This is a genomic window from Vibrio sp. OPT18 (assembly GCF_015163615.1).
GTDB lineage: Bacteria > Pseudomonadota > Gammaproteobacteria > Enterobacterales > Vibrionaceae > Vibrio > Vibrio coralliirubri.
Map to the genome: position 1 here is coordinate 54,072 of NZ_JADDYK010000030.1, position 13,643 is coordinate 67,714.

The 13,643-nt window shown below is 43.4% G+C and carries 10 protein-coding genes and 1 pseudogene; all 11 read right to left on the bottom strand.

The features are described 5' to 3' along the window. Window positions 1–1,063: pseudogene (locus tag IQQ51_RS26730) on the bottom strand (hybrid sensor histidine kinase/response regulator); the annotation flags it as partial. Between the two features lie 32 nt (window positions 1,064–1,095). After that, window positions 1,096–2,139: a response regulator gene (locus tag IQQ51_RS06300; RefSeq protein WP_050654068.1), complete on the bottom strand. Its 1,044-nt coding sequence runs from the start codon at window positions 2,137–2,139 to the stop codon at window positions 1,096–1,098. Between the two features lie 336 nt (window positions 2,140–2,475). Then, window positions 2,476–3,141, bottom strand: coding sequence for a protein kinase domain-containing protein (locus IQQ51_RS06305; RefSeq protein ID WP_048606923.1), 666 nt, complete (start codon window positions 3,139–3,141; stop codon window positions 2,476–2,478). 82 nt (window positions 3,142–3,223) lie between these two features. Further along, a complete protein-coding gene (gene tssM, locus IQQ51_RS06310) occupies window positions 3,224–6,616 on the bottom strand; it encodes a type VI secretion system membrane subunit TssM (RefSeq protein WP_193840613.1) in 3,393 nt (1,130 codons plus the stop codon). Between the two features lie 2 nt (window positions 6,617–6,618). After that, window positions 6,619–7,815, bottom strand: coding sequence for a type IVB secretion system protein IcmH/DotU (icmH, locus tag IQQ51_RS06315; protein WP_193840614.1), 1,197 nt, complete (start codon window positions 7,813–7,815; stop codon window positions 6,619–6,621). Window positions 7,816–7,820: 5 nt separating this feature from the next. Then, window positions 7,821–9,152 (bottom strand): type VI secretion system baseplate subunit TssK, encoded by a 1,332-nt coding sequence (gene tssK / locus IQQ51_RS06320; RefSeq protein WP_193840615.1) that lies wholly within the window; start codon window positions 9,150–9,152, stop codon window positions 7,821–7,823. A 41-nt stretch (window positions 9,153–9,193) separates the two neighbouring features. Further along, window positions 9,194–9,682, bottom strand: coding sequence for a type VI secretion system lipoprotein TssJ (tssJ, locus tag IQQ51_RS06325; protein ID WP_193840616.1), 489 nt, complete (start codon window positions 9,680–9,682; stop codon window positions 9,194–9,196). Then, complete coding sequence (locus IQQ51_RS06330) at window positions 9,679–10,629, bottom strand: FHA domain-containing protein (protein ID WP_193840617.1); 951 nt, start codon at window positions 10,627–10,629, stop codon at window positions 9,679–9,681. The genes tssJ and IQQ51_RS06330 overlap by 4 nt, the downstream gene beginning before the upstream one ends. Before the next feature lie 3 nt (window positions 10,630–10,632). Further along, window positions 10,633–11,361 (bottom strand): transporter substrate-binding domain-containing protein, encoded by a 729-nt coding sequence (locus IQQ51_RS06335; RefSeq protein ID WP_050621121.1) that lies wholly within the window; start codon window positions 11,359–11,361, stop codon window positions 10,633–10,635. After that, window positions 11,348–12,346: an ABC transporter substrate-binding protein gene (locus IQQ51_RS06340; protein ID WP_059020386.1), complete on the bottom strand. Its 999-nt coding sequence runs from the start codon at window positions 12,344–12,346 to the stop codon at window positions 11,348–11,350. Before IQQ51_RS06340 ends, IQQ51_RS06335 begins: the two co-directional genes overlap by 14 nt. After that, the coding region (locus tag IQQ51_RS26735) for an MFS transporter (RefSeq protein ID WP_228012706.1) at window positions 12,343–13,643 on the bottom strand (1,301 nt) is incomplete at its 5' end. The genes IQQ51_RS06340 and IQQ51_RS26735, both read right to left, overlap by 4 nt.

Here is a 13,643-nt window from a genome sequence, read left to right on the forward strand (position 1 = left end):
ATTTGGATTGCATCTCATTAATCACATGCGACACTTTGTCGGCGATTAGCTTCTGTTCCTTTGAATTTGCGAGTAGAAAATCTCGGTTGAATCGATTTGAACGACTTAGTAGCGTGCGAATCGCCAATAGGTCTTGCCCTATGAGCAATTGGGAAGAGAGTTCTGCTTGAGATTGAGAAACGAGATGACTCAGATCCGCGACTTGGCTCTGTTTGGTTTGATAGAGCAAGCTAACTGAGCGTGAGAATTCAGAGCCACTTAGGGTGACTTGATTGATAAGGGATGCTCTTAACTTTTTCGAAGACGCTGGTATGCCTTGTAGCTGAACTAAGTTGGTGTAATAGCGATTTTTTGCCTTATCTACAACCTCTAAAAGTTGTTGTCCTTTGTCATCCAAAATCTGCTCTTGCAACTCTGAGATGAGCCGTGAAGCCTTTTGCATCTCAAGTTTGACTAACGAGCGAGTCTTTAGGTTGCCGTCGAGTAAATACTCTTTTTCAAGATTTTGTATGTTAACGGCAAGAGTGGCAAGTTGACTGGTTTCTAGTGCAACGTTGGTCAGTTCTTCGCTGTTTAGTCGTAGACCGCGAATTTTCTGATTGTTTTGATTGATCGCTTGATTATGTAGATCCCTCATCTCTCGCAATAAGTCTGTTGCGGCATTGGAGCGCTCGTCCATAAGCGTTCGAGTTGATTGGTTCAACTCAACAATGTCGACATATTGCTTGAATTGAACCAAATATTCCGTGAGTAAATTGATAGGAAGGGACGTTGCATACTGGTCGGCGTAATCATTGGCTAGACCCACGGTTTGTTCTGCTTCTTGATCAAAGCTAGAGATGACTTGTTCGCTGTAGTCGTTACTAAAAGACAACTCATAAACGCGGAGCTTATCGAGTGAGGTCAATAAGCGAGTACTGGAAGCGTATTGTTCAACGCCGATGAAGCGATCGTTGAGATTGATCCAAGCGCCTACCGCGACAGAAAACACCACGATGGCTGCGACCAGAAAGGAGGTTAAGATTAATTTCGAATCAGTAGCAAATCTTGAAACAGTATTCATAAAGTGCCTGTATTGATAAAGTACCAGCGAACTTAGTGTTCTTGTTCATCAGTAAAAGAGTCTTTGATAGTGAGCATTTCATCGAGCTTACTAATGAAAATAGGAACCAAGTTAGGATCAAAGTGATGGCCAGCTTGCTCTTGTATTAACTCAATCGCTTTTTCAATCGGCCAAGCTTTCTTGTATGGGCGTTCGCTGGTGAGGGCATCGAATACATCTGCTATTGCAACAATACGTGCACTTAGAGGGATGTCTTCGCCTGATAGCTTATGAGGGTAGCCGCTGCCATCCCATTTTTCATGGTGATAAAGAGCGATCTCTTGGGCGAGTTTTAGCAGTTTAGAATCGTTGTCTCCGATAATATCCCCACCAATCGTTACGTGTGTTTGCATGATTGCCCATTCATCCGCATCAAGCTTGCCAGGTTTACCTAATATGCAGTCAGGAATACCGATTTTGCCAATATCGTGCATCGGAGCTGCTTGGAATAACAACTCCACCCACTCTTCACTGACGTCTAACTGCTGAGCCAGAATCTTTGAGTAGTAACTCATTCTTACAACGTGCATTCCGGTTTCATTATCCTTGTATTCAGCGGCGCGGCCTAGTTTGCGGATTATCTCCAATCGACTCATGGCGAGAGCTTCCGTTCTCTGTCTTACCTTACGAGACAGTGCCAAGTTTTGGTCATACAGAGAGATATGTGTGACAACGCGAGCTTTCACAATAGGAGGGCTGACTGGTTTAGTTATGTAATCAACAGCACCGAGTTCAAAGCCTTTCTGTTCGTCTACTACATCCGTCTTAGCTGTCACAAAGATAACGGGGATGTCAGAAGTGACAGGGTTACTTTTAAGTCGGCGGCATACTTCATAACCGTCCATCACAGGCATCATGATATCGAGAAGAATGAGATGAGGCTTTGGGTGAGTAGAAGCAATTTTTAGCGCTTTTTCTCCGGATGTCGCAGCCTTAATTTTAAAGTCGTCGTTCAGGATCCCTGAGAGGGTATGTATGTTGTCCGGAATGTCATCAACAACCAGAATGATCGGTTTATCTGTCGTAATTTGATTCATTTTTCGTCCCTAAAAAATTTAATCAGATTGCTATGTTTTATATTAATAAAGCGTAGTGGAATTTGGCGGAAACGCATGATTTTAGGAGGGTTAATTGTTGATTCTGGAATCTAACAAAATAATGGTACGCCTTTTTATTAATAGATATTTTATATATTAATCGTTATTTGACAAAGAATAACCAAATGGATTGTGTCGTAGTGCGATCAAGGTTGAATAGTTCAGGTTCTCGTTTGCTAACACTGAATCATTCAGAGTTACTCAGTCGTTCAATTAGCTTTTTAAATCTATCGTGAACTTGCTACAGGGGAAAACACGCGATGCCGAATATCGGGCTTATCTATGCTGTTTCAGTAGAACCTGATATCGACTTGGCAGTGCCGCAGCATCTAATAGTTCTTCTAATATGACGGCAAGTGCGAACCAATCATCCAGCTTGTTTGTGACTGATTGATGCCTTGAATATCGAGGTGTGTAGCTTTCAAAGCGAAGCGCAGTACGTTCAGTCCGTATTTTAGTGACGGAGCCAAAATCAATGAGTTGGGCTTGTCCTTGTGGGCTGAGCACGATATTGGATGGCTTAATATCTCCATGAACAAAACCAAGAGTATGGATTCGGTTGATGGCTGATTCTAAAGTGCTAATCCATTGAGAGGGCATATCGGCATTGATATTTGATCTGTTTTGAATTTCCAGCAGTGTGTTACCACTCAAGTGAGAAAGAACGAGGCAGTCAGTCTGATGAATCGAAAAGTAATCACAATATGTAGGCCAAATATCGTTTGTGCCGGAACTTGTAAAGGAGCTTGTATCGGAATGAAGAAACTCCGCCTCTTGTTTTAAAAAGTGGCGGTGCTTGAGCTCTTTAGCATATTTGATGGTCACCAGTCCCCAACTAGGGTGTTGGGCTCTGAAAACTCGTGGACTTAAGCGAGTGAGATTAGTGTAGCCATGAGCTTTAAACGCTTGTCGAAGCTTTTCATCTTTCACATGTCCTTTCACGTCTTCTCTGTTTGAAGATACATTATCCTCAAAAGGTTGAGCTCGCCTTGATGGACAAGACGAGCTGTTTGAAAATGCGTTATCAGATACCACTTGGCAGAGAGAATCCAGAGAAGAAGCCAGGAACAAACGGGTTCGATTGACCCTGAGTCTTGATTGTTAACTTCACCTTGCTGTCGCCGTAAACAAACTCCACCTGAGTGTCTTGTGCAGACGTAAAGTTCACGTTTGGTTCGAATAAGCGGAACCAACTCCATGTGCCTTTTACTGTGTTCTGGCCAATTGTAGAGTCCTGCGCATTAAGCTGAATACCTAGTTTTTCGATAAACTTCGCGTCACCTTGCCATGATTGCTGGCTCCATAACGTCGGCCCATGACGATAGGTAAAGATTGGCTTATCCGAAATGATCGAAAACTCCGTGATGTTTGGCGTCATATCGACCGCTTTCAATTGGAAATTGATCAGGATGTTCGATGGGTCAGCTAAGAATAGGGCACTCTTTATATCGCCGGCTTTGTCCATCATTGTCCAAACCTCTGGCGTAATCGATAAACCTGTACCCGGCAATAGTCCCGGTAAATAAGGCGCTTCGTCACTATCTTTAACGAATCCATTTAGGCGATTTTGAGAGAACTTGTCGACTATGCCATTCGTAACGAAGAAGGCTTTGACATCCGCCACACTGACGTCCGTTTTAGACTTTCGATTGAACGGATAAAAAGCGGCCAAGCGCTGTTGATAAGGTTGATAAATTTCGTTCGACCACGCCGTGTTTAAGTAGTCGTGAGCCAGTGACATCACCGTTTCATTACTTTGGTGTACCACCTTGTTAACCAGCTCTTCAGCGACCGCTAAATGACTGTTGGATAGGCTCGATAGTGACGCTATAGGGTTACCGGCTTGCAGAGTGACAGACAGCGTATCAAAGGCAACCTTTTGCGGCTCTTTGGTTTCGTAAAACTTGTCTCCCCACTTTTTAGCGTTGATAAACGCAGTAAGCAGGTTGTCGATTGGCTTCTTACCTTGGTCGTTAGCTGTAACTTGCTTTTTGTAGGCTTGGAAACTGAGTGATATCTGACGAGCGGATTCTTTTTTATCAGGGTCTTGAATCGGCATACTCGCAGGATCTTGTTGCTTGTCATCCTTTACAGGGATCTCAAGCTCAACATAGGTATATTTAGCAATCGTCGAGTACAAGCTGACTAATGGGTTATTGCTTGCTTCCGACAGGCTCGTTAATGCACTTTTCAGTTGTGTAGGATTAGCCACTTCTTTGACTTCGACATTATGAACTAAATCACGCCAATAGTTGATGTAATCATTCTGGTAAGTTTGCTTTAGCTCGCGACTGATTCGATGCAATTCCAGTGCGCTAGGGTAAGCTCCAGCGACGCCTTCATAAGACTGTAAAGCGGATTTCAGAGTCGGGGAATTCACCGATAAATCGAGTTGGTTAAACCCCGTCGGGGTAAAGATATACGGAACCAAGTAGCCAGCGTAACTCGGTGAAAACTGAAGCACCGAGCCGAAATTGTCACCTAGCTCACCGCGAATATCGACGCGCTTAGCATAGGCCGTAGAACTCTGAATGTGTTCGTACAGCAGGGTTTCAATGCCCGTTTGCGTGATGACTTTCTTCGCGAGGCTTTCTAAATCATGATTCGATTTTACTGGTGTCAGGTTACGAGCAAAGATGTCACTGAGTAGCACATCAAGCTGAGCAATGTTGACGCTATCGGCTTCGCCTTGATCTTGGAGCGTACGAATGTAGTAGTTCTTGAGTTCTTGGACGTTGGTTCTGTCTTTGCTAAACAACAGACGATAGTTGTTTAACAGAGATAGCGTCTGAGATTGATCCTCAAGGTTTACATACACAAACAGGTCTTTCTCTAGCGTATTCTCCATTGAAGGAATCAGGACTTGTTGTAGCTCGGTGAAATAGGCCTCTTCGACTTCTTCCTTGATGCTCGGATTTGGCATAAACGGCAGGCTGTACCAAGGCTCTGGCTGCTTGTAGAGGTTATAGATACGCTGCAGTGAGAATAGGTTGGGGATATTGTCAGCCATGTTCTCGATGTCATAAGGCGATGCCGATATCGCCTCTTTATAGCGCTCAAGCATGATGTCCGCTCTGGTTTCACGTTGATTCTGGAAATCAAAATCAAACTTAATCACCAGCAACACGGCGGCGAGCAAGGCAATCCAAGATAGGGTGAAAACGACTTGGTTAACGAGCAGAGTGTTCTCTTTGCGTTTGTTGACGCCGACCAGCTCATGTTCCGATAGGATCACGTGAGTCATTAGGTATTGAGCAAATAAGGTTTGGTTCACCGGGATTTGCTCGTTTTGTTGATAATGCTCGTGACCTACCGAATAAGAGACGGCACTCGCCAATAAATCTGACTGCGCTGAACTTTGTCCATCATGCGTGAAGTAAAAACCGCGAAATTGCAGAGCATCACTAAGCTGTTCTCCTCGATATAACCGATTGAGGAACAACCAAAGATTCTGCTTCAATAAGCCAAACTGGAAAGGGGCACTGGCTATGGAGTTGCGATAATCTTGATTGAGTTGCCCGGCAAGCGCATTGCTCATATTAGCAATCAGTTCGCTGATTAAGTGATCATACTCATCGTTAAACCAGTCTGCATCGATCCCACCGTGTTTAGAGTAAGGCGCGGTGGCACCAAACACTTCGTCTCTTTTGGATTCATCAAACGCTGAGAAGAACTGACAAAAGTCGCTGATGCTACCCATATTCGAGACAACATTATAAATCGGTAAGCTGACACCAAATGCTTGATTAAAAGTCTTAATAGTCGATTTAAGCTCATCAGCTTGCTGTGTAATTTGCTCATTGTTTTCTAATAACGAGGAAACATCGGTGGTAAGCAATAAGCCATTGGCGGCTTGTCTTGGTCGCCACGCAGTTAACGACTGACACAGTGTTTTCAGGTACTCAGGGTGTTGGTCTTCTCCCATACTGATAGAAACCAAAATCGAGTGCTCACTGACCCAAAACAGGATTGGGAATTCAATGTCATTGCCGAAGTCATCGAGCTTATACGCTTCATAACCCATTTGAGTGATGATGCTTTTGTCCTTATTCGGGTTCTGACTTAGCAGTAGATAGATTGGTTGGTCGTAACGGCTGGTTAAGCGAGTTTTACGTTTCTGCCCACTGATCATTCGCTTGAAATGACTGGCTAGTTGCTTTTGTCGCTTTTGAATCAATTCTTTATCTAATGACTCTTCTTGTGATTTTGCGCTGCGTTTGATCAGCACCCAGTAACAAATGAAGCCGATAAGCGTGGATATAATGGCGATAGTGGCCAGCGCCCACACCAAATAAGCGTTGAGAGGTGTTAGCAGAATGACGCTAGAAGCGACGGTAAAAAAGGCGACAGAGGCTAGGGCAGAAATGCCTACTGTTTTTTTTACATTGCCTGACTTGTTTGATTTGGCATCCGGCATAATCAGTTAGACTCTTCCTTGTTTAACTCGTGTGCAGAAGTGCGAACGATAATGGCGTTTATTTGGTCGTTTTCGACATACCACGCCTTGGTGCTTCTCGCTTCTTCTGAGGTGTTTGTTCTTAGTATCACTCGGTAGTACTTCTTGTAAGGAGAGATAATCGGCTCATAAGCTGAAGGTGATAGGTTCTTGATGAAAGCTTCGGCGTTTTTCTTACTTGAGAAGGTGGCGAGTTGAACCAACCAATTTGCTGTACTTGGCGTAAAGTCGTTGGTTTGTGATGCTTCTATTGCGTCCGCTTTGCTGGCGTGACGAGGTGGATTTACCAAGTCTTTATCATCGCTGATGAATACGATGTCTTTAATTTCGCCTGATAAGACGTAACGTTCGCTAAAGCTTGGCAAGAATGTGAAATCACGCGCTCTTTGCTCGTGGGTCTTGGTGTACCAAAATTCAGTTAAGCCAATGCTGGTGGCGATTAAACAGAAGAAAAACAGGCTAGTGATGAAGTAACGTTTACGCCTAGTCGGTTTCCTTACTTCTGGGAGTTTTACTTTAGTACGACAATGCACACCGCTAGCCGAGCGATATTGGCTGATGGTTTGCTCTAACTGATGAACAAACGCTTTTAACTGTTCAGCGCCGCCTTCACGATATTGGCCTTTGAATCCAATATTGATAAATAAGTAGATGATCTCTAAAAGGTCTATTAGCTTGTGGGGCTGTCTTGCGGCTTTTTCTGCAACAGAGAAGAACAGTTCGCCACCGTTACGCATGCCAAACAATTCACTAAGCAGGGTCTTGTTTTCCCAACCGCGTTTTTCTCCCCATTCGGTGTAGATGATGAATTCATCAATGACTACAGCGTATAAAAAGCACAGCTTATCGATCACCGCGATAGGGTAAATGAGCTCGGTTGCTTGAGCTTTTATGTCGTTGATGCCTTGAATAAATTGTTCACGAAAGACCGTGAGATCTTCGGGTTCAGACAGTGTGGATATCTTGAGTGTTTTAGTCAGTAAATCACTGCTGATGTTGATCAGTTGATTCTCTGCCTTATCAAAATGACGCAGAAACTCTTCTTGAGTGCTGGTGGAGTGTACAGCAACCAATTTAGAGAATGCCTGATCAGACTCTGTGTTAGCAGAGCCTTTTGATGCTTTATCGATGACCAGTGTTTCTTCGTCTAAATAATCCATAGCCATTATCTCAACGCGTATAGAATGACTTCGAGAGCAGGAATGCGCGCATCAACGTGGAGGGCAATCGCGTCACGTGTGTCTAGCATGTCTAACCAATTTCGATCTTTGGTATCCACTTCGAAATAAGCGACGCCTTGCATCGGCTTAAGCTCGCTTGGTGCAATCGGAAGCGGTGTTAATGAGATACCAGAAAGCGAGCTTCTTACTAGCTCTACGATCTTATTGTTACTGCTTAACTTAGCCGAAATAGGGAACAGCTCATTAAGCTCTGTACTGCTGATGTCGGATTTAACACTTAAGACGAAGCGACGGTTATAAACGCTGCTTGGGTCTTTGATTAACGTGCGAAGTAGACGGCGTTTCTCAAACAGAGAAATATCCCACTTGAACTCGATGACTGAATCTTGCTGAACCAGTGTGAGTAGGTTTCGTAGACTCGAAAACAGCGGGTTAAAGTTGTCATAGAGCTTGTCATATTTTAGAGGCTGACACTCACCTGGAATTGCTGGTGTTAACGCCATGACTTGAGCTTCAAATTGTTTAAGTTTTGAATACAGTTCATGGGTAGGGTACTTGGTGTTGCTGATGGTCAACTCAAACCACGGTAGCCAGGTGTTGAGAGTTTGCAGCCATAGAAAATCTTGCATCATAGACTGAGGGCTTTTTTGACCTTGGCCAGCTTCAATGCGTTTTAAAAGGTTTTGAGCTCGGTTGCTTACCAGCGCGTGGATCTCTTTGACTCGCTCGCTGAGTAGGGTAGAAGCGCCGTAATGCAAGCAAGCAGGGATGAAGGCTCTATCAAGCATGACTTCGTCTGAGTCGCTGATTTCTAAAATCTTAGCCACTGGAATTAGGGTAAAGCCGGAGGTGTCTTCTCCCGCGAATTTGAGCCCGATATTCAGCTGAGCTACGTCGACTTCGACGCTGGCATTTTCGGAGGTAGAAGTATCGAATACATTGATTGAACGTGTGATGTAACGACTCTGCTCTTGTCCATCTTCGCTGTAGTCATTATTGCCTTGCAAAGAGATTGGCAGAGCAAGATAGACGATGGTTTCAATAGTGCCTTGCGGAATATCGACAACAATCTCTTGTTTGAGGTTGAATTGGGTTCCATCGGGGAACACACCTGAACAGCTCGGTATAGATAGCTTACCGATCTTCAAGAGGTCGTGGTTAAGCACTAGCTCGGTAATGCCAAAGAAAGAGGCAAAACCAGCCAGTGTTTCAATGTTTTGACGAATGTAGTTTTGCACATAGCGATCTTGCTGCTGAAAGTGCTGAGGGGCAATAAACATCCCTTCTTGCCACACTACTTTTTTGAAAGCGTCCACGTAAAATCCTTTTCTATTATTTTTATATATTGGCTTTTTTATTAAAAGATTTGCCACCAGCTCGAGTCAGGCTGTATCACGGCTAACTCTGCTTTCTTCCCTGTAATCGTTAACTCTAAGGTTTGCTCTGGATCGGAAGGCATAATCAAAACGGTCTTGGTTGTGCCATTTTGGTAATCCGCGAATTCGACCAGAGTTGCAATGTATTGCGTGTTCTTGTTGATGTCTAACGTCAGCTTTTGCTCTGAGTTAGGCAGTACAATCGGTAATACCTGTTTTGAAACTAAGTTTGCCGCCAATAGCTGCAAGTCATTGTTGTACAAGTCAATAAACGGCAGCTGTTTGAACAGTTGTTGATCCGTGAGTTGGTAAAGCCGAACCACAACTGGGTTCGCTTGATCATCATTGTATTGGTTGACGGTCGCATCAGCTTTAACGGTCAACGAATATTGAGTGACAACAGGAGCTGGGTCCGATGAAGAACATGCTGTGATAAGTAAACAAAGCGATAAGAGTATGAGACGTTTCATTCTCTTTCCTCACTTTGCTTCTGCATGTTCTCCATAAACAACGCTTTGAATTGGCGTCTGAAATCTCCGTTGTCTTGACGGTGTTGAAAATGCTTTCGGTAAATCTTCCAATACTTTTTATCTTTGTTGGTAAAAATGCCGCTACTGACATACTCACTAAATTGGCTCTCAAGCTGCTTTGGTGCGAACTCATTTAAGAACTGATCAACGGTTTGTTCTAGGGCGTCGAATAGCGCTTTTTGTTGAAGCTGAGGATTCTGTAAGTATTGTTGGTTCTTTTCGGTCAACGTGATGAGCTTGTCGATTGACTCTTCAATACGCGTATTGTTATCAACATTGACTGGTAGATACTCTAACTCTGCAGAAGAGAGAGTGCTGTTATCGGCGTGAGAGATTTCATCTACTTCAATGTTCGGTATGACTTTGTCATCGTCCAAATCTTCAAACGGATCAGATGAGAAGGGGTCGTCACTCAGAACATTTTTTGAAGAGAAATTCGAGGTCTTTTGAACGATTGCAACTTCTGGTGAGTCATCTAAAAAGTCAGTATCGCTGTCATCAAGCTTTAAGTTAAAAGGTTCAATAAAAGTGTCATCCTGTGTGGTGTTATTGGCCGCGTTGACTTTTGGATCACTCAGTAGGCTAACCAGCAGTGTATAGCCACCAAGTTTGATGATGTCGCCGTCGGTAATGACGTACTCTTTCTCTTTTGCCAGAGACTTGTCGTTTAGTGATACGCCGTTGTTACTGATGTCTTTAATCACGTAACCACGATCTGTCGGGTAGAGTTGACAGTGAGTTCTCGAGATCCATTTCGTTTGATCGGGCAGCGCAATATCACATGACGGAGAACGACCTAAGCTTCCGCCACTTTCGGGCAGATACGTCACTCTAGAGGAAACAACCTCTTCAGCAGGTACAGAAATCATGTGGACACTGATGGACAATGGCTACTCCTTGCACTTGGATATGGCTGAATTAAAACTGTCTAAGAAACCCGAATAGGTTTTAAGGAATCGATTCGAAAAATAGACCCCCATATCCTTGGTATCTAAATTCGTCGAATTGAAGTAATCGAGTGGTAAAGAGGCTTTATTCAACTCTCTTTTAAAGACCAACTCATCTTCTAAAACAACATCAATTTCCCTTTGTTTTAAAAGTCTTAGTAATACTTTAGCATCTCGTGGCTGCTTAACGACGTTAAATCCATTACGTTTTAGCCAAAACCATTTGTTTGAGCCAAATTTGGCAGAAAAGTTAAGGTTTAACTTTGACAATTCATCAACCTTCGGCTCCACTCCTGGGCCAAAATACCAATTCAACGTCTGTTTTGCGATAGGTGCTGAGAGCGTAGCGTATTCATCACGCTCAGAAGTTTTAGTGGCGACGAAAAAGCCGTGTTGGCTACCGCTATGCACGCGCAGTTGTGCGTCCGACCAAGTTGTCATTGTGAGTTGGTAAGGCTGTCCCATCATACCTAAGGCACATTTAACCTTGTCCAAAGCAATTCCTTGCATTGTCGCGTTTTCGTAGCTTTGGTAAGGCGGCCAATCTTGTGTGGTCAGCATTAGGCGAGATGGCCCAATTTTTACTTGAGCAAAGACACTCATCGACCAAAACGTCGAGATGAGTAGGGTGACTAACGATAGTCTGATGGTAGAGGCTCTAGTTAACGTCATTAGAGTGTCCTATCACTTCAGAAATCTTCAAAATAGACACTGGCGGATAATAGTCGAGCTTGTGTGCAGCCTCGATATTAACAATATAGGAATATTGGCTTAGTGATTCTATTGGGATGTCTGAAGCTTTTTGAGTTCCTTTCAATATGTTCTTCGCTTTGTATCCAGCGAATTGACCAACATTGTAGTAACGGCTGACAATGCCAAACAGGGCCTTATGTTTTCTTATCGGACTCTCGGTCGCCGAAAAAGTAGGTATACCTGCGGAATGTAGCCCCGATACGACTTCCCCACCTTGGGTGATAATGTATGAATCCGGGGGTAAATAAGCCATATCGATACCATCACGTTTCATATTGTTTATCGTGATGTTAATTAAGTCGCTGTTTGACTTGGTTTTATCAATGTTTAATGGATACAACATAACACGCTTGTTATAAATTTCCGACAACTCCATCATTTTATTTGCGGTGATAATCGAATTATTTTCGTCAGCGTTATATATAACCCCAAGGCTTGAAATGTTATTGAGCTTCTCTATCGCTTTAAACTGTATTTCATGGGGTACGATGTGCGATACACCAGTGAAATTTCTGTCTGTTGAAGATAGATCAGTGATTAACTTAGAACCCACAGGGTCGGTCACGATACTGAATACAACCGGCGTCGTGTTGTTTATTCTAAACTCGCTAGGTTCTGTATAAGTTCCTAATAAATTCAATGTTATAGTGGTACCAAATGAATAAATGAGGTCGGCTTCTTTATATTCTAGATCTCGAATATGTTGTTTGAGCTGAGCTTTATCTCGGTTTGCATCAAGAACGGTAAATCTCACATCAATATGTTGGGATAAATAATCCATGAAGCCTTGTTCAGCATCCGTTACTCCCCGCCATAATAAAAGAATGACGTGTTTTTCATCACTCTTAGCAAATGAAGATGGGGACATCAAAATAAAGCTGAGAACGAACACTATAAATCTCATGATTGAACCCCTAGCTTCTGTTTATCAGACTTCAGGAATATTGAGAAAAACACAATTAAACTAAAGGAGCTCGCGAGAAGCGACGCGCCAAATATAAGAATAGTTTGGTCGTAACCGAAGATACTCAAACAAACCCCAGCCAGCATTGGCCCCGCGATATTACCGATACGCTCTGTAAGTCTGAATATACCGATGATTTTTCCCTTCTCGATGCCCTGACCAGACAGGAGGTCGATGACCAAAGGTATTTGTGGAGAAACACAGATGCCGTGTGCAATACCAATAATGATCACGATAAGTAGCAGCCCTAATGTGCCTTGGAAGAAGTAGAAATTGAGCAAGGCAAGGGATGAAAGCAAACCACCAATAAAAATGAAGGCCATTTTGTTTTTAAGCTTATCAACTAAGATCGCGCTTAATGGTGAAATTAATATGATTGCGAGGCCATACGCCATTATCACCCGCCCAGAAACAGAGCTGCTTTCGCCAAGGAATTGCAGATAGACAGGGCAGATGTAGTAGAGGAAGCCTGTCAGTACGATCTTCGCTGGTATCGCACTGAATATCGTAATTAATGCAAAATACTTATTACTTAATAGCAGCTTAAAGTCTTTCAGCTGAACGGGCTTGCTTGAATTACTGGTGTTAGATCTTTCGAAAAACACATACACGAGTAACACACTGAGCGTTGCCAATAATCCCGCAAGCATAAACGTTTCTGAATAGCCCAGCTTCTCTGCAAGAATTCCACCGATCGCAGCACCACATAACGAACCAGAGAAGAAGGCTGACAAGAAAGTCGCCATTCCTTTGGTGCGGTTAGTGTCGTTTGTGGTATCTGACACATAACCTTGCGCTGAAATAAATACGATACCGTAGCCTACAGCGGTAAAAGCCCGAGCTACCAACAAGAGTTCGAGAGATTGAATGAACGCAGTAGCAACCAAGCCAATACAAGTGATGAGTCCACCTGTCATTAATGAATGTCTTCTGCCTACTTTATCTGACCAGTAACCTGCAAATGGCAGTGAGATAGCCCAGCACAACATGAACAGAGAAATGGGTAAGCTCGTGACTAGGTTTTCAGGGATCCAACCGGTTGTGTTTTCCAGTGAAGAGACAAACCTAGGGAAGAAGGCGAGTGAAGATGCTTCTGAGAACACCAATAAAAACAGTGGCAAGCGAATGAATCGAAAGTCTTGCTTATCGATGTCTTGTGATGGTTGAGTCGGGTTTAACTTAGTGATCGCTTGATTAGTCAGGTTGAGCAGTTTGCCAATTTCGTCGCGCGTAGAGA